This is a genomic window from Clostridium manihotivorum, from assembly GCF_004015185.1.
GTDB lineage: Bacteria > Bacillota > Clostridia > Clostridiales > Clostridiaceae > Clostridium_AR > Clostridium_AR manihotivorum.
Window position 1 is genome coordinate 4,267,512 of the sequence record NZ_CP025746.1, and the last position, 22,143, is coordinate 4,289,654.

Consider the following 22,143-nt stretch of genomic DNA (forward strand, 5'->3'; position numbering starts at 1 on the left):
TCTAAAGTATATAACACTATTTATTGTTTTGCAATAAATATATATCAAAATGCGATGCATATTGCAATTCAGATGCTTATTTACTGGGTGGATTCTTTTAAATAAAAGTCTTTTCTAAACCGGTATTGATAAATTATATAAATAAAAGTAGACAATATGAGTTGTCTACTTTCATCGTTAGTGCTACCAATATGTAAATTATATATTAGTCATTTAACTATTTAATTTATATTATTTGATTTTTAATAATGTAGTCCTTAAATTTGCTCATTATCTCACCATTACTCCAGTAAGAAATCATTTCTTCAGGTGGTATATCAGAAATAGGTACATCAAAACCTTCTGGAATAAAAACTTTTTCTATTGAAGTCCCCTGATTAAGACTTGGTTGAGTAGCCAATCTTCCCCTATATGTTCCAGTGAAAGTAATAGGTTCTGAATCTGGATGGCAATATGCTAAACAATCCTGAATAAAGATAGAACGATCACTTTTACCTTTAACTAAGTTTATAAAATCATCAGCAGAGAACCATTCATTTACATACTTGATGAAAGGACCTGGAAACCCATTTAGTGCCTCTATATAAAATCCAGCATCTGTTACAATAACAGATTTACTTGTTTGCTTACTGGCCCAACGAGCAGAATACATTGCTACCTCTTGTACACTTTTGCTCTGAATTTCAGGTGTATCCAATTTCATTTGAATGATATTTACACCAGTATTATTAAAAGCATTTAAAGCCACCTCAAATTTAACACTGTTACCTGTAACATAGATTAATGTATTATCCAATTATATGCTCCTTTCTTTTTCTCTTAATATAACCTTTAGTTTAGCTCTTCATAATTTAAGGTTATTCACTACTTTATCTTCTTATTATACATAATATATGGATTATAATCCCAGTAATTATGAATCAAAATAATTTATATAAAAATAATTCCCCATATATTTCTCTAATCTATCTAACTACTACTTTAATAGCTTTCGCATTGATTCAGTTGAACTTTTAGATAGTTGCCACACCTTATTATCATTCATAATAAGCCCTTCACTAGTATCATCGAGCCATAGATTATAGTTTTCTTCATGATTATTAGTAAGAACTATAGTTATTGAGTAGTCTGGCGTTCTAATATCAAATTTCACATTTAACCTTTTCTTAGAGTTAAATGCATTTATAAATCTAGCTATGTGTTTCTTGTCCTTAAAATTCCAAGTATCTATTATAGTTTTAGGTGAATTTTGTGCTAATTTATTTATTATTAGGTTTGAAACTTCACTACTTCTATAACTTTCATTATCCTTGTATCGATAAAATATTATACAAACCGCTAGAACTATAAAAATTAAAATTATTGTTATAAAGATTTTACTTTTCAATAAAAGTTTCATATAAACTCCTTTCTATTAAAGATGCACCACGCTTTTAACCTACATTTAAGGTGAACTTAGCATCTTTTTTTACTTAGTAAATCATTAGTTCAGAAATAAAAAATTACACTAGAATAAATCTAATGCAATTTCTTAACAGTGTATATTCTCCGATTTTTCTAGGATAGCTATATACTATTCTACTTAAAACAGACTCAATTAAACTATTATGTTATTTATTATTTTCTAAGCTTTTCAACCTCTTCTATTAACAAGCCAGTTTTTAATGAAATGGTTTCATCATCTAAAACATCTAATAGATTTTTAGCGATTGCTATAGCTTTATTTTTCTCACCTTGCTCAAGGCCTTTCTGTATTCCTTGCTGTATACCTTCCTCTTTAGCTTTATTAAGGGCACTAACCTTATCTTTTAGTATTTTTGCTCTCATCTCATATATTTCTCTTTGCACTGAGTCGTTACTCATCTCTATCAGCTTATCTTTTGCCTGCCTTATCTCTTCCACTGTGAGTTCTAAGCTTCTTACCTTTTCACTCTCAGGTTTTTTTAAGAATTCCGTCCATGCTACTAACATATCCTTCTCATCGGTATTATCTTTAAGCTTTGGAATCTCTATAAAGTGCATTTCGATTATATCTGTCAGCTCTTCGTTAGTTTCTATTTCCTTTAGCCTATAGCCAGTGTGAAAGCTTTCTGTATTTAGATATTTGAAGTTTAAAATATTTATACATATGGTCCTGCATAGCTTAGAGTAGTCTTCCCCTTCAGTAAGTTGCTCTTCCTGCATCTTACTTAGATAATAGAGACTCCTTTTTACCATATTATATTCATTCTTAAGGTGTATTTCTATGTTAACTATTTCATTGTTGCTAGTAGTTGCTTTAATATCTAATCTAGAGTACTTATCTTCGATAAATTGCTTTTCTATATCATTTCCTTTTATCTCAACTGCTGTAATCTTATCCTTGGGCTTTAAGATCGCATTTAAGAAGGATATAAGTATCTCTGGGTTTTTATCTGAACCAAATATGTTTTTGAATACGAAATCTACCTTTGGGTCTAATAGCCCTTTAAGCATAAGATTGCACCTCCATAAATCCTTTTACTTTAACTATATACCACGTATGCCATTTAATAAACCTACTCTTCTTAAACCATATGGTTTGATATTATTGGGTTATATTTTCTTTTGCCATATTCTCCATATACTATAAACCTTTCTTTTACCGCTAACTGCATTAATCAATAATGACTATATTAATTGAAACTAGTATACACGAATGTATTTAATAAATGTGGGTGGCTATTTTCTTTATAACTGTAGAAATGAAAACCATACTTAAAGATAGCTTGTTTAGTATGAATTATACTGTATTATCCTAGATTATAGCTCTAAGATATTGAATCTATAAGTTATATTTATTTTGATATAGAGTTTGTAAATCAACTATTAATTTATACATGTTCGATAATCAACAGAATATGATATTTTCGAAAATGCATAACTTAAGTCTTCGTAATGTAACTCTATATAGGGAACCTACATGAAAACTTAATTTATACTTGTTATAAAATCCCGGCTTCTGGGGATTTTGTGGCATGTATAAATTAATAGTTGAAGTTGGTTCCCTATATTACACAATAACTTCAATGGCTTCATAAATTGAGATCATCTATTGAAATACATAACAACATTTATTTAATACATAGTAATAGGGAACCAAATATATATTCACAAGGTAGGTAGAGAGACTTTTCATAAAACTTTTTATATATCGAGAAGCTCTAAAACATTTCCTGCACAGCAATCTTGTTCCTAGTATCTACAATAAGACTTATAGGTTGGATTGCTTTAAATTAACAAAATGTTCTAAACCAGTATTAATAGATTCCTTGAATAAAGATAGCTTATATTTTTAAAGTAAATAGAATACTTCTTTTCCCTCTAAAAAATCTTTGCAGAGCTTGTCGCATAGTTCTAATGCACTAGTTTTAATCCATGAGTTTCTTTGATTATCTTTCATAAATAATACATAACTTATAAAGGTATCCATGAATATTTGTCCTTCTACATATTTTAGATCATCAAAAGAAAATAAAGCTTTTGTTGAATATCCTTGTAAAAAGATTTTTCTTAATTCACCAGGGAAAATAGTGGCAGCACTACCTAAATCGAATGTATAGTATCCAAATCCACAGAATCCCAAATCTATTAAACAAGGGTTATTGTTGTTAACCACGATATTTCCCAATTGAAAGTCCGCATGAATTATACCAAATGCATCTCCTCTTGAATTCAGTTCTTCTATTTGATTCTTAACTAAATTCAAAACTCTTTTAATAATTTCATAATGTTCCATACTAAATAGATTGCTCTCAACACAATATTTCAGTTCATCAATAGCAGAATCAATTCTATCAATGTCATATATTGGTCTTATGAAATCTTTTGATGGCTTAAATTCTTTTAAGCCACTATGGAATAGTGCAAGATTCTGTCCAAGTTTAAAAGCAATTTCTTTAATATTATCCTCTTTAAGAGTGAGAGTATCACCTTCTATCCATTCTAAAACCGTAGCATAACAAGGATGATTAAAATTATCCAGCTTACATTCAGTTATATAATCTCCTATATTATTAACGATAGGCTTTTGCGCATCAAGCAAGCCTTTATGGTTAAGCTCTTGTAGAATCTTAATCTCAGACTTTATACCTTCCAATGTATGTTGCAGACCAAATAAACCTTCTGTACTAGGTTTATGTATACGTAGTAAATAATTCTTATTGTTCACACCATCAGTTATTTTAAACGTAATATTTTCATTATGCCTGATAAATTGAACTTCTGGAGTAGAAATAGAATATAGTGCAAGAAGTTCTTTAGCTACAATAATGTAATCCATATTTTTCTCCTTTTTTATAATTTAAAATATTATTCAAAACAAATGACTCACTCTTCAAAATAATCACCTTAATTATCTCATACCTATAAGACCTGTTTGTATACAATAACTTACATCAATACTTTACATACTAACTGAGTTTTTTTACTTTAAATTCACTGCTTCTTAACTTCTAAAGATGTAAAGAAGTTATATTGTTAAAAATAAATATTTATAACTTGTTAAGAATTTATTGATAAAATGCGGGTTTGAAGGTTTGTAGGCCCCTAACAAATCTGTTGAACAGCATATAGCTTCTTATAAACAGGACTTTCTTTCATTAAACTTTCATGGGTTCCTTTAGCTGCGACCTTACCTTTGTGTAAAACGTAGATAATATCAGCATTTTGAATAGTTGATATCCTATGAGCTATTATAATGGTTGTCTTTCCTTGTCTTAATTTATCAATATTCTTTTGAACCCAATATTCCGTTTCTGTGTCTAAGGCTGAAGTTGCTTCATCTAGTATAAGTACTTCAGTATTTTTTAGAAGTGCTCTTGCTAAGGCCAGCCGCTGCTTTTGTCCACCGGATAAGGTAGTACCACGCTCACCAACTTCGGTTTCATATTCCCTAGGAAATTCTGTAATAAAGTCGTAACAAAGCATTTCTTTACATACCTTTTTAAGTTCTATATCATCGTATTCTTTATCAAATACTAGGTTTTCTCTAATGGAAGAAGGAAGAAAATGTGGTTGTTGAAAAACCGCTGAAACTTTATCTGTATAATGTTTCCCATAAAAGTTTATAGGAACATCATTAATTAAAACTTCTCCTTTATCTGGTGAATAAGCTCTCAGTAGTAATTGTGCTATGGTTGACTTTCCACTACCGCTTTCCCCTACAATTGCAATCTTCTTACCAATTGGAAAATCTATTGTTAAGTCATTGAGAACTGGAGTAGCTTCTTCAGAATAACTAAAGGTTACTTCTTTAAATTTTATTGAAGCAATATCGCAGTTAAAATCCTTTGAACCAAACTTAATACTATCCTTCATCATTACAGATTGGATACATTCAACGGATGCTACTAATCTTTTGCCTGTGAAAGCTTGATCAAAAAACTGTCCTAATTCTGTCACTAACTGGTCTACAAGAGCGAAACCTGCAACAAAATCACCTAATGAAATCTTATTATAAATAACACTGACAGCACCAAAGAAAATTGCTACAAGTTTTGTTCCAAAAAGAAAAGGTTCACTTACAAATAAAAGCTTACTTTTAAATATTCCCTGTTTTAATATAGCTTTAAAGTAATCTGAGAATTTTTCTTCATATTTCTTAAGCTGCCAACCTTGGCGGTTATATGCTACTATTTCTCTCACTGATGAAATGCTTTCTTCAACAGTAATAGAAACTTTAGCTTTTTCTTGTCTAACACACTGTGCAAACTTTTTAGTTTTCTCACCAAATTTATGTAGTAATACATAATAAATAATCGCCACTATTATTACCACAAACAGCATTATAAAGCTGATATGTGCTACTGAATATGATAAAAATATGATAGTAAGCACATTTTTAACTGCTTCTGAAAGTAACTGATTGATGGCTAAGTCACTGGCATCAGCTATATCACTTCTCATATGGTTTAATAGCTTACCCACATGTTCTTTATTAAAGCTTCCAGTTGGCATATCATAGATTTTTAGCAAAAAATCCTTTGTTAAAGACCTTTGTACCTGGTAGCCTATATGAAAAAATGCAACCTTTCTAACGGTAAACCATAGCTTAGGACCAAAGAAGAAAACAGCAAAAAGTGCTAGTAACATAGGAAATTTATCATACTGCTTTCCAGTGAAAACCTCATCAATTAAGTCACGCTGCAATAGGATTGCCACAATTCCTGTAATACTTTCTAGAAAAAGTGCAAAATACCCCAATATAAGCCAGCGCTTCTTATCTATATATTTAACCATAAATATCATACTAGACGACATTTTCAACACCTCTCATCACAATCCCATAGAACAGCCCTTTCTTGTCCATCAACTCATTATAGCTGCCCTGTTCAGCAATATTGCCATTCTCCAACACTATAATTGAATCATATTCGCTAATGGTAGAAAGCCTATGAGCTACGGTAACAACTGTTCGCCCAACTGACAACTGCTCTAAGGATTTCTTAATAGCAGATTCTGTTACATTGTCCAGCGCTGAGGTCGCTTCATCTAATAGGATAATTTTAGGCTTTTTAAGCATCATCCTAGCTATGGATATACGTTGTTTTTGACCACCAGACAAACGAACTCCCCGTTCACCTACTAAGGTATCATAGCCTTCTTCTGTGTCCATGATAAATTCATGCGCACTGGCACTTTTAGCTACCTCTATAACCTCTTCATCTGTTGCATGAGGATTGCCAAACCTAATATTATCTTTAATAGACATATTGAATAAGTAAGTATCTTGAAATACATAGCCAAAGTTTTGCCTCAAGCTATCAAGCTTTAACTTTCTTACATCATGTCCTCCTATTAAAATTTCACCATCTGTAACATCATAAAACCTTCCTATTAGTTTTAATATAGTTGACTTTCCACTACCGCTTTCACCAACTATGGCTGTCTTTTTCCCTGCTGGAATGGTAAAAGATAGATCCTTTAAGATAGGTTTATCATCATTATAAGAAAAGGAAACCTTATTAAACTTAATATCAAATTTATCAATATCTACTTTAAGGCTACTTTTATCCTCTATAACATCTGGTTTTAAGTTCAAAAATTCATATAAATATTTTGCATAATTAAGTGCATGGAGCTGAGCTGGAATAATATAAAAGAATACTGAAAAGCCGCGAGAAACAAGGCCCATTAGAAAACTATAACCAATGAACTCTCCAGTGAGTAACTTACCGCTTTGTATTAAATTCAATCCATAATAATAAAACAGTACCGTAGAGATGGTTAGGGTCAAACCAACAGTAGTAAATCGAAAATGCCGCCAAAATATTGACCACATTCTTGCTATCCTATATTCATCAAAATCTTTTATAGTTTTTTCTATAAACCAATCTTTGCTTCCCATAGCCTTCAATTCACTTCTAGCTACAATAGAATCATATAAGGACTGCTGGGATACCTGAGCTGCTTTTGTTTCAATCCCTAAGTAATAATGTATTCTTTTATTTGCAAACCTATTAAGAAATACATAGATAACATTTCCAAGCATTGCTGCAAAAAAGAATATAGGTTGTCCAAAAATCAAAATAATCGATGGCACTACAAACTGAGCCAGACAATAAATAAAATTAGGAAATAAGAAGGTATAGGTTTCTTGGGTTTCTTTTACAGCGTTTTCAAATAAAGATAAGATCTGTCCTGTAGGTACTTTTTCATAGTAAGAAAAGCCTAGCTTTTGCAGCTTCACCATTAAGTCAGTTTGCTGATTCTTAGTAATTTTATTAGCTATGATTTGTTCCAGTAAGTTAAAAATTGATTTTACAATTAATATCAACATAACAATACCGCATAAAAACAACACTTGATTTATCAATAGTGAAATATTTTTTAATGGAATAACCTTGTCAATTAAATATCCCATACGTCGAGGAATCATTAATTCTCCAAAGATCAATGCACCACCACATAATACATAAACAAAGGTTTGTATTATAAAAGGTTTAAAATAGCTTAGGGTCCAAAAATATAACTTAAGCAATTCTCTCTTCTCTAGTTGTTTTTCCAACATCATCACCTCGCAGATTAAAGTCAGCAACTTATTTGTGATATTTATATATATTGCAATTGAATTTTCATATTTATATATCAGATTGAAGTGGTACATCTTTCGGCTTTGACTTAGTCCTATAAATATTGTTACATAGAGTTACTCTCGCAACATATATACCTCATACTTATGAAATAAACTCATAAATGTATCTATAATTTTACTATAAAAAGTCACCCCATTATTATATACCACTTGTAACTTTATTGCATATATTTTAATATTAGGAATATAACTAAAAATATTACTTATGAATTGTACATTAATCGTAAAATGAGAAAGTAGATTAATTAAATCTTATTATCAAATACTATAGTCTAACTCAACTGTTAATTTACACATTCTCCAAAAGCACCAAAAATGGCCACTTCCGTGAATGTATAAATTAAGTCTTCATAAAGTTTTCCTATAGTATAGGTATCCAACTTCAACTATTAATTCGTATATGCCAGATAATCCCAGAAGCCAGTTTTATCGAATATCCATCAATTAAGTTTTAATAAAGATACCTATATCTAACTTTAACTATTAAGTAATCTATTCATGATGATCCTAAGTAGCCTGGATTATATACCCCATGGAACCCTGGATTTTTGAACATGTATAACTTGAGTTTTCATAAAGTACCTATATAAGGAGGTTGATTAAGTATGAGTAGTGCCGCTTCTGTGACACGTAAGCAAAAGAAATATGTTGAAAAATTTAAAGAATTAGGAGCATTAGATGCTGAACACGCTATTTCTCTTAATGAAGTTGGCATAACAGGAAGTTATGTATTCGATAGGATGGTTGCAAACAAAATTTTTATTAAGTGCAATAATTCTAAGTTTTATCTCAATATTTCTGCATTTGATAGTTATAGAAAAACCAAGCAGAAGCTAGGTCTATCTATTATCGTTATATTGTTCCTTTTTCTTGCCTTTTATTACTTGGTTATAAATAAATAATTATGGCATTTCTAAATAAACTACTAATTTATTCATGCCCGAAAGTAACTTGTCTCAGTAATTTTCGGACTTATTAAGGTTGGAGGTTACTAAATTCTCTCAACCTTAATTTTATACATATCTACTAAAGCTGCAATTGAAATGCGGTGTATATTTTTTCAATACTATTGCTTTTTCCTTAATTATAGATAATCAACAGTACCATTAAGCACTTTTGTATCCTTAAAATTTCTAGTATCATAACTTTAAGCCTTATCTGCTCCTAAACTAAAAAATCTTTTCTGCTTTCACATTCTTTATATCATTGGTTATGAAAGCATTTCTGTTTTCATTGTAAATGAAGCATAGTACACAAAAAACTCCTAAGACTATTAATAAAGCTGCTAAATAATATAAACACCTTTTTATCAAAGTAACTCCACTCCTATAAAATTCCTTGACTAGTAAGTAAAATATCTATTATCTACTTTTTCTTTGGCAGAGAGCTTTTTTCTCTATGATTTACATATCTGCAGTTTCCTAGATTTATATAAAAGTAAAAATGCCGTAAAATTTGCTCTTAATTATTACGGCATTGGCGTCTATAAACGTACCATTTCTTAGTAACGTTCATATTTTTAGATGAGCCACCTTCATCTAGATTTTTAAGGGGAGAAACTTTCAAACTAAACCCTTAATTTAGAGACAAAAAGCGCTTTGCAAATATACTATACTTTAGAAGTTGTATATCTTTATTATTTATCTTTATAGCTAGCTGATTAAATAAGTAGTATTCCTATTTATATAATATTCTCATTGATATAAATGTGTACTATTAATTTATTTTGAAAGTCAACTAAACTTAGAACGATTGAGGCTTTACCTCAATTAAGTATAATGAATTACCTTCTGGATCATTAAAATATGCTAATCTAGCAGCGTTGCCATCATTAACTGCTTCAAACTCAATTCCTCTAGATTTTAATAGCTCCATTGTTGAATCTAAGTTATCCACTTCAAACCCAATTGAAATACTCTCAGACTTTTTAATTTGAATATTTTGATCACCATTTGGGTTAAGTAAAGTAATTGAAAGTCCTGGTGCTTCCACTTGCGCCAAATGCCCATCAACTTGTGCTTGCAATTTTAATTCAAGAGTATCAACATAAAACTGTACTGCTTTTTTTATGTCAGATACTACGATAGTTATAGTTCCACTTTTAAACATTTATATTTCCTCCGTTTCTTATTCCTTTATTAATAGATTATCTTCACTAAACTTATAGTTTATCCACTTAACCATAATTTTTTCTTCTCTGTCTACCTTCTTAGGATAGATCTAACTCCCTATATGTATGTATTAAATAAATGTTGTTACAATTCTATAGATATCCAACTTCAACTATTAATTTATATATGCCCTATAATCTCCAGAAGCCGGGATCATCGAACATACATAAATTAAGTTTCCGTAAAGTATACCTATAGATATAGCAATACTACTTCATAATAAACTTTATATTATCAACCCCTCATGACAGAATAATAGGAGCTTTGAAAATAGATTTTAAATCTAAGTGCTATGTTCTTATATATCGATCTTTAATGTGAAATTACTTAGTATGTCACTACTAAACTGCATAGCCCTAAATAAACCTTTCACTACTTCAATGTTAAAAAAGTATCCGCCCACATTTTTTTAATACATTCATATATAGTAGTTTAAATTAATACAGCTCACATTAAAAGCTTACTTTTGGTAGACTTCTACTGTAGTTCTCTCACTTGTTATCTATGACTCTTGTTTATTAAAATTTATAATTATGTGTTTCACAAGGATCTGTCCTATTAAATAAAAGGTACTGCATGCCTATTGATTATATCTCAACAATTCCTCTACTATTTCTTTCGATCTTATAATATCTTCATCTTCCTTAGTTATCTCAAGAATAATTTTCCCATCATAATTATAAAGTATTTCATCGAATATGTACTTAAAGTCAATTTCTCCTTGTCCCAATGGTAGATGCTCATGTATAATATTAAAATATTTATCAGTAATATGAAGAATTTTGGGCATCTTAATAGATACCATTTCTTTTAGGTGCTCATAACTATATATGTGAGCAATATCTAACAAAAATTCTAAGTCAGGATTATTGGCAAACATTATTTCTATCTCTTTTGATGTAGAGAATATTGGGTCGATTTTGCTATTGTTCTCAAGATAAAGTGTTATACCATTGGGTTTCAGCAGCCCCAACACTCTTCCAATTACATCTGAAAGCTTATAAATTGTGGCTTCTTCAATATTCTCACTATGACATACAGGATGAATTATCAGTTCCTTATGCTTAAGTTTATTCAATATACCTATCAATTTCACAGCATGTTCTTCCATCTCATTAATATCTAAAACAGCATGAATGATCGTAGGAAATCCATAACTAATGATTTTATTAAGTCTGTTCTCTTCCTGTTCGTAGTTTCTGATTCCATCTTTATCGTACCATACCTGCATTATTTTAAAATTATTCTTCAGAGCAAACTCTACTTCTTCTTCATAGGGATTGTTAAACCTTGCTAAACAGCCTATTTCAACCATAGGAACATTCTCCAATCACTTAAGTTAATTTATATTTTCCTTATAGTTCTCTTTATTAATTGTATATCTATTTCCCATAAATATTTAATCTAGTCATTAGCTATAGCGCACTTGAAAGAAAGAATAATACCTATAAGCGCTATTATATATCCACCTCCAATATTGGAATGAGGATCTAATGCAACAACACCTCCAAATAAAGTTATATTTATACCTAAAAGCATACCCTTGATACCAGATACACTCTTTTTTAACCTCTTTACAATAAAATATGCTGCTACCAATAATAGCACTAATAATACACCTTTAAATACTAATGAAGTTACAACACTCTCCATCCTTATCTCCCTTAATAATTTACAAAAATATTTTAAGTTAATCAATTTAATTTTAACATTAAATCCAAAAACTGTAATCATATGAAACACTATTCTAAACAAAATTAATTTCCAGGTTAGAATGAATTTTCAATGATGAACTATATAAAAATGACACCAACATTTATTGAATACATACCTATATAGAGTTAAATATATATTGGAACATAGGTAAGACTGTTTTTAAGTATACTTTGTAAACACCTCAGAATTCTTGGTATTTTGCCATTTGTGAATATAGTGGTCCTATAAATGCAATACAATTTGATAATGCTAAAGAGTTCCTAAAAAGAAACTCAATTTATACTTGTTTAAAGATTTCCGTTTCTCTGGATTCTCCAGCATGCATAAATCAATGATTGGGTTAGGAACTCTTGCCTCATATTGATGTAATAATTTTTAATAGGAGATAATATATTTTTCTTGATGCTTATTTGTTGCACTATATTGGTAAAGGATGAAAAAATAGTTTATAATATAGATAAACAATAGTAAAATACTGTGCAAAGGACTATTAAAATTTATGAAAAGGAATGAATTTGTGTGAGAAGTACATATATTATTATGTTTGTGATTATTTTGGGTGCAATCATTTTGTTTTTAAGTATCTGGGGATTTTGTAGCAAACAAAAAAGAATAAAATATACACTCGCAGGGATTAATGCGTGGTTTTTCTTAATGTTTTTTTTAGGAATGACTATTTGGCACATCTATATAAACGAAAGAATAGCATATTATATTATTCCTACTATAGTTATGATTTTTGCAATTAAAACAATGGGTTTTTATCCAAAGTTTAAAAAGGTTGATTGAAAATTCATTAATTCATATTGTTTATCAACAACGAATTACATACTAAAACCTATGCTAAAACCGAAGTTAAAGCATAGGTTTTTTGTTGCAAATATTCTTGTAAAAGTGACTGAATCATTATTTATCTACGATATGCTCTCCTAACCAAAGGTTCTTAAGAATCTCTGCTCTTAACAAGTATATCTCCATGTCTTAAATTATTATTACATTGTACCGTAAAAATCATTTGTGGACGGTTGGCAGTTTCTATAGATTCTCCATTTTCTTTTCTCATATCTTCAAGCTTAATAGTTTTATTATCTCCTGATATAGCTAAAACCTCTACCAAATCACCATTGTTAACCTTGTTTCTTTGTTGTATTGTTGCAATATGAGTTTCTTCATTATATTCAATTACAATACCGACCATATCATAGTTATGTATGTAAGCTGAGGTTTCATAATTTTGCCTTACTTCTTCATCAAAATAGAAGCCTGTGGTATATGGTCTATGACTAGGCTTTTCAAGCTCTTGCAACCATTTTGGATCATATTTATAATTTTTAGGGTCTTCAAAGTATTTATCAATGGCCTGTCTGTACGCCTTAACTACAGAGGCTACATAATATGAGCTCTTTATTCTACCTTCGATTTTAAAAGAATTTATGCCAGCTTCAATAAGCTCTGGAATATGCTCTATCATACATAAATCCTTAGAATTCATAAAATACATGCCATTATCATTAACTTTTTCATAAGTTCCTGGGGCTTTTTCTTCATATAGATTATATTTAAATCTGCAAGGTTGTGTGCATGTGCCTCTATTTGAATCTCTTCCATTTATATAATTGGATAATAAGCACTTACCCGAGTAGCCCATGCACATAGCTCCGTGAACGAAAGCTTCTATATCACAAGTTTCAGGCAACTCTTTTCTCATAGTCTTCAGATCTTCAAGGCTCATTTCTCTTGCTGCTACAATTCTTTTAATTCCAGCCTTATGCCAGAATAAAGCTGATTTATAGTTTAGATTGCTAGCTTGTGTACTTAAATGTATTTCTAGCTCTGGTGCCACTTCCCGTGCTATGCTAAAGATTCCTGGATCAGCAATGAGCACAGCATCAACCCCTACTTCATACAATTCAGTTATGTATTGCTCAATACCTACTAGATCTTCATCATGAGGTATTACATTTAAAGTAACGTGAACTTTTCTATTTCTTGAATGAGCATACTCAAGACCTTCTTTTAATTCATCTATTGTAAAATTATCTGCCGAAGCCCTTAGGTTTAATCTATTTCCCCCAAGATATACTGCATCAGCCCCAAAGTCTATAGCTGTTTTCAGTTTTTCTAAATTTCCTGCCGGTGCTAAAAGTTCTGGTTTATTCATTTTAATACTTCTCCTTAGATATATAAATTACATACTCTCCATAAGTAAAAAAATCACATCAGAATAAATCCGATGCAACTCTATTATACGACATGATTTTCTATATTTCCATAATTAAGTCAGATGCATTCATTCTAAATATATCTTGCTATAAAAAAGCCGCTGAAGCAATGTCCTTCAATGAGCTTATTTTTGCGAATGTGCCTCTACAAATGTACATGGGAGAAATCTTGCAAGCCAGTACATTTTGTAATCAATCTAAAAAGCCATAAAGAATATTCTTATACCAACCAGTGCTAGTGCAACAGCAAGGCTTTTTATGATTGCTACTCCATGGATTTTTTTGGAAAGCTTTGCTCCAAGTTGTGCTCCAAATATAACTCCTAGTGCTAATGCTACGGTTTGAATTATACCTGGTTGAAGTACACCAGCTGATATATGTACAATGGTTCCAGATAAGGACATAACCGCAAGAACAAAATGGGAAGTTGCAGTTGCAATATGCACAGGATAATTTAATATATTAACAAGAACAGGCACATGTATAATACCTCCCCCTATTCCTAATAGACTGGATATATATCCAACAAATATACTTATTACTACACCTAAGATTGGATTATATGAAAATACATATTTTATTCCTTCTGCATCTACAAGAGTTCTTGTAACAAAACCTTTCTTAATAACATTTTCTTTATCACTTTTTTCGTTTTTAGTTTTAACAATTAAAAAAATTGAAGCAGCTATTAGTAATATTCCAAATAAACCATTGAAGATATGTCTTGGAATATACGAAGTAGTAATAGCTCCAAGTATAGAACCAGGAATGGTAGCTATTGCAAAAATTATTCCTGATTTGTAATCAATTCGCTTCATTTTAGAATAAGCCGTACTTCCAGATAACGCATTAAAAAACACAACAGCAAGAGATATACTTGTTATGGTTTCAGGTGTTTTATCAGGGTATAAAAGTAATAGTATAGGGGTTAATATAAATCCTCCACCAGCTCCTATTAATGTTCCAAATGTACCTACTAAAAAGCCTAATGGTGTTAACCATAAAAATTGTATCATAATAAAACCTTCTTCCTTAGATAATTAAACTATTGAAAATCCGTATATTAGTTTTTGTGACTAAACACCCTACACTTTAATTTTATATGTTAAGATTATATAAGTAAAATATTATTATTTTATAATATATATAAGGTTTTTATTATAGAAGAAGGTGCTAAAATGACACTAAAACATTTAAGAATATTTGTAACTGTATGCAATTGCAATAGTGTAACTGCTGCTGCTGAAAAACTTTACCTTGCTCAACCCTCTGTAAGCCTGGCAATAAGAGAGTTAGAAGAACATTATTGTGTAAAGTTGTTTGATAGAATCTCTAAAAAAATGTATTTAACAGAACCAGGAAAACAACTTTTAAATTATGCCAATCACATAGTATCTCTCTTTGATGAAATGGAATGCGAAATAAAAGATTGGGATTCAGCTGGCATATTAAGGATAGGCTCAAGCATAACTATTGGTAACTACTTATTACCTGAGTATATTCAAATATTTAAAGAAAAATATCCAAACATCAAAATGCAGGTTATCATCGATAACTCTGAAAAAATAGAACAAAATATAATGGCAAATCACATTGATTTTGGCTTAATTGAAGGTGTAGTACATAATCCGCATATTAACAGTCACACCTTTATGGAGGATGAACTTGTGTTAATCTGTGGTGTCAATCACCCATTGTCTAGCTTTAATGAAGTTGAAATTGAAATGCTTAAGGAGTATGAATTTATTCTTCGGGAAAAAGGAAGCGGAGGAAGAGAACTCTTCGATAGTACTATGCTGCTGCATGGCATGGAGGTTAAGCCAATTTGGGAAAGTGTTAGCAACCAAGCAATTATCAAAGCTGTAAGCGCTGGCTTGGGGCTTTCTGTCCTTCCTTACCTTCTAGTAAAGAAAGACTTAGAATCAGGAATTGTGAAACAGATTAAAATTAAAGCTTTATCACTGAACCGCAAGTTCCACATTATCTACCATAAAAATAAATTTCTCACTACCTCTGCAAAAGAATTTATTGCTCTTTGTAAGACACATACTGTTCCATTTGATATCATTGGAACGTAAAAGGGTTACCTGCTATGTATATAGCCACATTGGGTTCAAACTGTACATTATTGCCTATTAATACCTTGCCTACATTTAAAATGATGCAGTAATCGTTGTAAATCAATGATTTTAAATTTATAATGATATCATGTTATTTTTTGTATCTTACGTAAATAAACAGTAAAGATGATGATAAAGGAGGCATAGAATTGAAAACTTTAAAAGAAACTGTATACGAATTCATAGAGCAAGAAGTTTTTAGTAAAGATGAAAATAGAAATGGCTTACAAACCAAGACCATTGCAGAATCTTTAGGTTTGCATCGTTCTAATGTAAGTGCTTTATTAAACGAGTTAGTAAAGGAAGGAAAACTGGCGAAAACAACAACGAGACCGGTTTATTACAAGCCTCCTGAGCAAATTTATCAAGGTACAGAAAAGTCTTGCTTTACTCAATTGATTGGCTATAATGGCAGCTTAAGAAATGCCATTCAACTAGCGCAAGCTGCTATCCTTTATCCACGCTCCAGTTTAAATGTTTTACTTTCTTCTAAAACAGGCTGTGGAACTACTTATTTTGCTTCATTAATGTTTGAATTTGCTAAAGAAAAGAAAATTCTATCTAAAAATGCTCCTTATGTAAAAATTGATTGCCGTCATTATTCTAAAAATGTATCTGTATTAGACGATGAACTCTTTGGCGCCAAAGATGATTTAAGTAGTAGCTGCTTTGCAAAAGCTCAAGGAGGAATGCTTTTTATAGATAATGTTGATTTACTAGATGCTAAACAGCAAAGCTGTCTTTTTAGGTTCCTGGATTCAGGTAAGATTTACTCAGAAGACAAATTAAAATCCTTAGATTGTAATGATCTATTCTTAGTATTAGCCTGCGCCCCACAAAGCGGTTTACAAATCAATCGTATTATTCCTGTTACAATAGAGCTTCCTGAATTAAAAGATCGTTCTCTTGAGGAGCGCTTCGATCTTATAAATCACTTTTTTCAGGTTGAAGCCTCAAACTCAGACCATTGCATAGAAGTAACCTCCGACTCCATTAAAGCCTTATTACTATCAGATTTTAATTATAACGTTAAGGGCTTAGAACTGGATATTAAAGCCGCTTGTGCAAATGCTTATGTTCGAGTAGTTAATGAATCCGAGCAGAATATTTGTGTATGTGTCAATGACTTTAAGACTCAAATAAAAAAGAGCATACTAAATCTAAAAAGTTACAATAATAAAATTGATATGCTCATAGGAAATAGAGATTCTATTATTTATGATAAAAATATTGCTAATCAAGGATATTATGATACACATTATACAGTTGACATGTATTCTGAAATAAAGAAGCAGTATGATGAGTTGTCTAACCTAGGCATTACTGACAGCGGAATCGAAAACGTTATGAATACTCACATCAGCAATTTATTTAAAAAGTATCGCTATTATAACGGCTTTGATGATTCGAATAATTTAGAGCAGCTTTCAAGAATTGTAGATTCAAGAATCATTGAAATGGTTAATGTTTTTTTGGATACCTGCAAAAAAGAGCTAGGAATAAACTACAAATCAAATATATTTTATGGGCTTTGTCTACATATTAATTCCTTACTAACCTTAAACCTATCGGAACAAAGAATAGACAATAATCAAGTCATAAAGATTGTTCAAGACTATCCAAAAGAATATGCTGCAAGTGTTCAGTTTGCAACGGTTTTAAAGGAAGTGTTTGGTTTAAACCTACCAATTCATGAAACTGTGCTGATTGCTATGTTTTTAATTGAATCAGATGATAATAACGAGGAAGATCACCCTGTACTACTCTATATCATGCATGGAAGTCATACTGCTTCATCTTTAAAGGATGTTACAAATAGTTTAACCCATTGCCATAATGCATATAGTTACGACCTTGCTTTGGATGTCGGAACAAGACAAGCTATGGAAGAGATTAAAGCTCTTATTGAGAAAATTGATGGAGGAAAAGGTGTTATTGTTATATATGATATGGGCTCTATAAAGACAATGGTTGAAACCATTTCAGAAGAACTAGATGTAAAGATAAGATGTATCAATATTCCTGTTACTCTTATAGGCATTGATGTAGCAAGAAAATGTTCTATGGAAAGTGATATAGATTATGTATATCATATGGCCAACCTAGAAATTAATAACATGAAGAACTTTGAAAAGCATAATAACGTTATTGTAACACTTTGTCATACCGGTGAAGGTGGTGCAGCACAGTTAAAGCTGTATATCGATCAATACTCAAAGCTAGGTATGAAAACCATAGCTCTAGCAATATCTTCACGGAATGAACTACTAAAAGAAGTCCTCGCTCTTCAAAAAACTTATAATATTCATAGTTTTGTTGGTGCATATGATCCAAAGTTATTTGGTATTCCCTTCATATCTATTCAGAAAATTTTTGAAAGTTCTAAAGAGGACTTAGACCGTATATTGATGTTTGAGCCTGTAACTTCTCGTTCCATGGATTACAACCATGTATATAAATATCTAGGAGAACAGTTCAAATACACCTCAATTTCTAAGCTAAAAACTGTGCTTCCAAATATTATTGATGAGTTCAGCCTGCTCTATTCCTTCACTGAAGATCAACGAGTTGGACTATTCATGCATCTCGCTTGCTTGGTTGAAAGACTCCTGGATGGTAAATCAGTTAGTAACAACACTGACAGAAGCAAGATTATTTCTGTATTTACAGAGGACTATCAAACGGTTGTAAAAGTCTTAAAGAACTTAGAAAAGACCTTCAAAGTCATAATAGACGACAATGAAATTGCAACCATTATCATGATTATAAAGAAAATATAAGGATTTTTAATTTCAATAATATTATTAAACATATCCAAAATGCTAATAAATTTAGCAAAAAGAAAGGCCTCCTGAAGCTTGTACAGGAGGCCTTTGAAGTTTCTTAAACCCTATCTGATTTCTTTGAAAATAAATTTGTTAGCTGCTGATGCTCTAATGGCTTTGGTTTAACAGGTTCTACTATTCCTTCTCTAAGATTGGTTATCTTTTTTTCAATATCATAGAGAGTATCTGTCATCCTTCCGTAGTAAACTGCTTCACTAAACATCCTCATTATCTTGTTATGTTTTTCCTTCTCAAAGCTTTCAATATTCTGATTAAATATGATTCTTAAGCCTTCGTCTACTACTTCAGTTTCATAGGAAATTGTAATTGTGTCCATCAAGGATTTGATTTGTGCCTTGTAAAACTCCCCTCTTTTATACTCTAATATGGTTATATCAATACGAGTATGGGCGTTGTTATCATATTTTGAATATCTCAGTCCTTTCTTTATATCTTCTACGCTTAGTTCCTTACCCGAAGATTGATAAATATTAGATAAGAGATCGTTTTCAAGAAAATCATAAAATTCTTTTTCATTTATTTTTAATATTCTTGTTAGTTTCATGGACACATTATAGCATAGCATCTGGAAAATAAAAACATTATATTTCCATATTAAAATTAATTTTCAGATTAAGAAAATTTTCATATTTAAGACTTACTATATTATACAATTGGTATATCCTAAAAATTATATTTTTACGAAATTACAAAAATGTAAAAAATTATACGTTATAAATAGACCAATTATACACTATATAAAAAAAGCAATAAAATATTATACACTAAATCGCCAATTTCAAGATTAAGCTTAATTTTATTAAAAACAAGTGTATTTCTATAAATATACTAAATAAATACTGTATAAAAGTGTTTACAGGCCTTCATGTAATCGTTTTGACAACAGTTTTTTTATACACTAAAATGAAATCAATCCAAGAACAAAAATACACAAAAAGGAAAAGGAGGAATATCCTGTGGACGAAGAAAATGATTTAGTATCAATGACAATTATCGCCAATTCAGGTGATGCACGTTCTTTTGCATTTCAAGCTTTGGAGGAAGCTAAGACAGGAAACTTTGAAAAAGCAGAGGAGCTCTTAGCCAAATCTGATGAATCAGCAAGTCTAGCTCATAAAGCCCAAACAGAATTATTGTTCAAAGAAGCCAATGGCTATAAGCAAGATATTAACGTATTACTTGTTCATTCTCAAGATCATTTAATGACAAGCATGCTTGCCAATGAGCTTATTAAAGAAATTATTTTATTATACAAAAACAAATAAATTAGGGGGATGGAATATATGAAAATCTTATTAGTATGTGCTGGTGGAATGTCAACAAGTATTCTAATGAAAAAAATGGAGAGCTTCTGGAAGGAAGCTGGAGAAGAGCTTGATATTAAGGCAGTAGGCTTAGCTGAGTACCAAGATGTATACCAAAATTATGACATTGTTATGGTAGGTCCTCAAGTATCCTATCGTTTAAAAGAAGTAAAGGAAAATACCGGACTTCCCTGTGCTGCAATTCAATCCTTTGATTACGCTGTTGCAAATTGTCCTAATATCATGAAGTTAGCTCAAAAGCTATACGCTGAAAAATAATAGAATAAGGAGAGGTAAAATGGAACAGTTATTTGAAAGTAAATTTATGATCAAACTACAAGACTTTGGTCAAAAGCTAGGCAGTAACAAATTCCTATCTGCCTTGCAGGCTGCTATGATGTCCTTAATGGGTATCATAATGGTTGGTGCCATATCACAAATTATTTGCTCAATAGGCAGCGAAACCATGTTAAATCTATTTTCTTCAAAGAGTAAAATTTATGCAATCTTCTATTTACCTTATCAATTTACAATGAATTCCTTATCTTTATGGGTTGTTGCATTATTTGCCTTCAACTATGCAAAAAATTTAAAGATGAAGTCTCCTATTATGAATGCAGTTGATGCCTTGGTTTGCTTCTTATTAGTAGCTGGAGCTTTAACTACAAGTGAAGCAGGAGTTACATCTATTAACATGACTTATCTTGGAGCTCAAGGTATGTTTATTGGCTTTCTCGTTGTATTTATGTCTGTTCACATTGAAAAATTCTGTGCGGATAGAAACATACGTATCAAAATGCCAGATGTGGTTCCTCCATTCTTACAAGATGGTTTTTCATCAATTTTGCCCTTACTATTCAGTGCTATTATTTTCTTAGCTATTTCTACCGCTGTATCTGTAGGTACAGGAGGAGCTTATAATGTTTGCTCAGGCTTTATGGCCTTATTAGGTGTTCCATTAAATGCTTTAACATCAGTTCCAGGTATGTTCATTCTTTGTATTTTTGGTGCACTGTTATGGTGCTTTGGTATTCATGGTACTATGATTTTAGTTCCAATTATCATGCCTTTAGGTATCCAAGCCGCAGTTGCCAATGGTGCAGCCCATGCAGCTGGTAAGCCACTCGTATTCTATCCAGTAGCACTCTTTGGTGCAATGGCTATTTGCGGAGGGACAGGTAATACTCTACCGCTTGCACTTATGGGACTACGCTCCAAATCAAAACAAATCAATGCAGTTGCAAAAATCTCTGCAGTTCCTGGATGGTTTGGAATTAACGAACCTATGACCTTTGGTATGCCAATTATGTATAATCCTATCCTTTGTATACCTTATGTATTAAATATTCCATTTGTTATGATATGTACCTATCTAGGCTATAAATTCGGCTTCTTACAACCAGCATGGATCTCTATTTCAGCCTTGCTTCCAATGGGCTTTGGCCAATATTTATCCACTCTTAGATGGCAAAATGCAATTTGGGATTATTTGATGTTAATACCTGCTGCTATTATTTGGTACCCATTCTTTAAGATTTATGAAAAGCAATTAATTGCTAAAGAACAGGCAGCATTAGTTGAAGTATAGTAAAAGTTTATAAAATTTGAATAAGTGCCAGCGAATCAGGATATACCCCTTCAAATACAAGAT

At 31.1% G+C, this 22,143-nt stretch carries 18 protein-coding genes and 1 pseudogene; 6 read left to right on the forward strand and 13 right to left on the reverse strand.

Annotated features, from left to right (window positions below; genetic code table 11):
- Positions 1 to 226 precede the first annotated feature (226 nt).
- The 6 genes from C1I91_RS19190 to C1I91_RS19215 form a co-directional block, all read right to left on the reverse strand.
- Complete coding sequence (locus tag C1I91_RS19190; RefSeq protein WP_128214319.1) at positions 227 to 796, reverse strand: non-canonical purine NTP pyrophosphatase; 570 nt, start codon at positions 794 to 796, stop codon at positions 227 to 229.
- 180 nt (positions 797 to 976) lie between these two features.
- The gene (locus C1I91_RS19195; RefSeq protein ID WP_128214320.1) at positions 977 to 1,399 is read right to left on the reverse strand and encodes a YhfM domain-containing protein; all 423 of its coding nucleotides are present in this window, start codon (positions 1,397 to 1,399) and stop codon (positions 977 to 979) included.
- Positions 1,400 to 1,617: 218 nt separating this feature from the next.
- Complete coding sequence (locus C1I91_RS19200) at positions 1,618 to 2,475, reverse strand: Rpn family recombination-promoting nuclease/putative transposase (RefSeq protein WP_128214321.1); 858 nt, start codon at positions 2,473 to 2,475, stop codon at positions 1,618 to 1,620.
- Positions 2,476 to 3,313: 838 nt separating this feature from the next.
- Complete coding sequence (locus C1I91_RS19205; protein ID WP_128214322.1) at positions 3,314 to 4,300, reverse strand: phosphotransferase enzyme family protein; 987 nt, start codon at positions 4,298 to 4,300, stop codon at positions 3,314 to 3,316.
- Positions 4,301 to 4,566: 266 nt separating this feature from the next.
- Complete coding sequence (locus C1I91_RS19210) at positions 4,567 to 6,279, reverse strand: ABC transporter ATP-binding protein (RefSeq protein WP_128214323.1); 1,713 nt, start codon at positions 6,277 to 6,279, stop codon at positions 4,567 to 4,569.
- On the reverse strand, positions 6,269 to 8,026 hold the full coding sequence (locus C1I91_RS19215; protein WP_128214324.1) for an ABC transporter ATP-binding protein: 1,758 nt from the start codon (positions 8,024 to 8,026) through the stop codon (positions 6,269 to 6,271). Before C1I91_RS19215 ends, C1I91_RS19210 begins: the two co-directional genes overlap by 11 nt.
- A 692-nt stretch (positions 8,027 to 8,718) precedes the next feature.
- Here C1I91_RS19215 and C1I91_RS19220 point away from each other — a divergent pair.
- Positions 8,719 to 9,015, forward strand: coding sequence for a hypothetical protein (locus C1I91_RS19220; protein WP_128214325.1), 297 nt, complete (start codon positions 8,719 to 8,721; stop codon positions 9,013 to 9,015).
- 841 nt (positions 9,016 to 9,856) lie between these two features.
- Here C1I91_RS19220 and C1I91_RS19225 read toward each other — a convergent pair.
- The 5 genes from C1I91_RS19225 to C1I91_RS19245 form a co-directional block, all read right to left on the reverse strand.
- A complete protein-coding gene (locus tag C1I91_RS19225; protein ID WP_128214326.1) occupies positions 9,857 to 10,222 on the reverse strand; it encodes a VOC family protein in 366 nt (121 codons plus the stop codon).
- Between the two features lie 642 nt (positions 10,223 to 10,864).
- Complete coding sequence (locus C1I91_RS19230) at positions 10,865 to 11,599, reverse strand: sugar phosphate isomerase/epimerase family protein (RefSeq protein WP_128214327.1); 735 nt, start codon at positions 11,597 to 11,599, stop codon at positions 10,865 to 10,867.
- Between the two features lie 89 nt (positions 11,600 to 11,688).
- Positions 11,689 to 11,937: a hypothetical protein gene (locus C1I91_RS19235; RefSeq protein WP_128214328.1), complete on the reverse strand. Its 249-nt coding sequence runs from the start codon at positions 11,935 to 11,937 to the stop codon at positions 11,689 to 11,691.
- A gap of 1,006 nt (positions 11,938 to 12,943) precedes the next feature.
- Positions 12,944 to 14,161 (reverse strand): peptidase U32 family protein, encoded by a 1,218-nt coding sequence (locus tag C1I91_RS19240; RefSeq protein WP_128214329.1) that lies wholly within the window; start codon positions 14,159 to 14,161, stop codon positions 12,944 to 12,946.
- A gap of 258 nt (positions 14,162 to 14,419) precedes the next feature.
- The gene (locus C1I91_RS19245; protein ID WP_128214330.1) at positions 14,420 to 15,238 is read right to left on the reverse strand and encodes a sulfite exporter TauE/SafE family protein; all 819 of its coding nucleotides are present in this window, start codon (positions 15,236 to 15,238) and stop codon (positions 14,420 to 14,422) included.
- Between the two features lie 162 nt (positions 15,239 to 15,400).
- Here C1I91_RS19245 and C1I91_RS19250 point away from each other — a divergent pair, with 162 nt between their 5' ends.
- Complete coding sequence (locus C1I91_RS19250; RefSeq protein ID WP_128214331.1) at positions 15,401 to 16,300, forward strand: LysR family transcriptional regulator; 900 nt, start codon at positions 15,401 to 15,403, stop codon at positions 16,298 to 16,300.
- 1 nt (position 16,301) lies between these two features.
- Here the strand turns inward: C1I91_RS19250 and C1I91_RS29150 are convergent.
- Positions 16,302 to 16,397: pseudogene (locus C1I91_RS29150) on the reverse strand (sugar O-acetyltransferase); the annotation flags it as partial.
- 94 nt (positions 16,398 to 16,491) lie between these two features.
- Here C1I91_RS29150 and C1I91_RS19260 point away from each other — a divergent pair.
- Positions 16,492 to 19,122 carry a PRD domain-containing protein gene (locus tag C1I91_RS19260; RefSeq protein WP_128214332.1) on the forward strand — a complete coding sequence of 877 codons (2,631 nt, stop codon included), beginning with the start codon at positions 16,492 to 16,494 and terminating at the stop codon, positions 19,120 to 19,122.
- A 103-nt stretch (positions 19,123 to 19,225) separates the two neighbouring features.
- Here C1I91_RS19260 and C1I91_RS19265 read toward each other — a convergent pair whose 3' ends face one another.
- A complete protein-coding gene (locus tag C1I91_RS19265; protein WP_128214333.1) occupies positions 19,226 to 19,732 on the reverse strand; it encodes a DUF3284 domain-containing protein in 507 nt (168 codons plus the stop codon).
- A 412-nt stretch (positions 19,733 to 20,144) separates the two neighbouring features.
- Between C1I91_RS19265 and C1I91_RS19270 the strand changes: the two genes are divergently transcribed.
- From C1I91_RS19270 to C1I91_RS19280, 3 genes are read left to right on the forward strand one after another with little or no spacing between them, the layout of a single operon-like run.
- Positions 20,145 to 20,453, forward strand: coding sequence for a PTS sugar transporter subunit IIA (locus tag C1I91_RS19270; protein ID WP_128214334.1), 309 nt, complete (start codon positions 20,145 to 20,147; stop codon positions 20,451 to 20,453).
- 18 nt (positions 20,454 to 20,471) lie between these two features.
- Positions 20,472 to 20,771, forward strand: coding sequence for a PTS sugar transporter subunit IIB (locus C1I91_RS19275; protein ID WP_128214335.1), 300 nt, complete (start codon positions 20,472 to 20,474; stop codon positions 20,769 to 20,771).
- 19 nt (positions 20,772 to 20,790) lie between these two features.
- Positions 20,791 to 22,080, forward strand: coding sequence for a PTS sugar transporter subunit IIC (locus C1I91_RS19280; RefSeq protein ID WP_128214336.1), 1,290 nt, complete (start codon positions 20,791 to 20,793; stop codon positions 22,078 to 22,080).
- Positions 22,081 to 22,143 lie beyond the last annotated feature (63 nt).

Coding starts and splice junctions, on each gene's coding strand:
- C1I91_RS19195 (WP_128214320.1), bottom strand. CDS start 1,399: ATGAAACTTTTATTGAAAAGTAAAATCTTTATAACAATAATTTTAATT.
- C1I91_RS19200 (WP_128214321.1), bottom strand. CDS start 2,475: ATGCTTAAAGGGCTATTAGACCCAAAGGTAGATTTCGTATTCAAAAAC.
- C1I91_RS19205 (WP_128214322.1), bottom strand. CDS start 4,300: ATGGATTACATTATTGTAGCTAAAGAACTTCTTGCACTATATTCTATT.
- C1I91_RS19210 (WP_128214323.1), bottom strand. CDS start 6,279: ATGTCGTCTAGTATGATATTTATGGTTAAATATATAGATAAGAAGCGC.
- C1I91_RS19220 (WP_128214325.1), top strand. CDS start 8,719: ATGAGTAGTGCCGCTTCTGTGACACGTAAGCAAAAGAAATATGTTGAA.
- C1I91_RS19225 (WP_128214326.1), bottom strand. CDS start 10,222: ATGTTTAAAAGTGGAACTATAACTATCGTAGTATCTGACATAAAAAAA.
- C1I91_RS19230 (WP_128214327.1), bottom strand. CDS start 11,599: ATGGTTGAAATAGGCTGTTTAGCAAGGTTTAACAATCCCTATGAAGAA.
- C1I91_RS19235 (WP_128214328.1), bottom strand. CDS start 11,937: ATGGAGAGTGTTGTAACTTCATTAGTATTTAAAGGTGTATTATTAGTG.
- C1I91_RS19240 (WP_128214329.1), bottom strand. CDS start 14,161: ATGAATAAACCAGAACTTTTAGCACCGGCAGGAAATTTAGAAAAACTG.
- C1I91_RS19245 (WP_128214330.1), bottom strand. CDS start 15,238: ATGATACAATTTTTATGGTTAACACCATTAGGCTTTTTAGTAGGTACA.
- C1I91_RS19250 (WP_128214331.1), top strand. CDS start 15,401: ATGACACTAAAACATTTAAGAATATTTGTAACTGTATGCAATTGCAAT.
- C1I91_RS19265 (WP_128214333.1), bottom strand. CDS start 19,732: ATGAAACTAACAAGAATATTAAAAATAAATGAAAAAGAATTTTATGAT.
- C1I91_RS19275 (WP_128214335.1), top strand. CDS start 20,472: ATGAAAATCTTATTAGTATGTGCTGGTGGAATGTCAACAAGTATTCTA.
- C1I91_RS19280 (WP_128214336.1), top strand. CDS start 20,791: ATGGAACAGTTATTTGAAAGTAAATTTATGATCAAACTACAAGACTTT.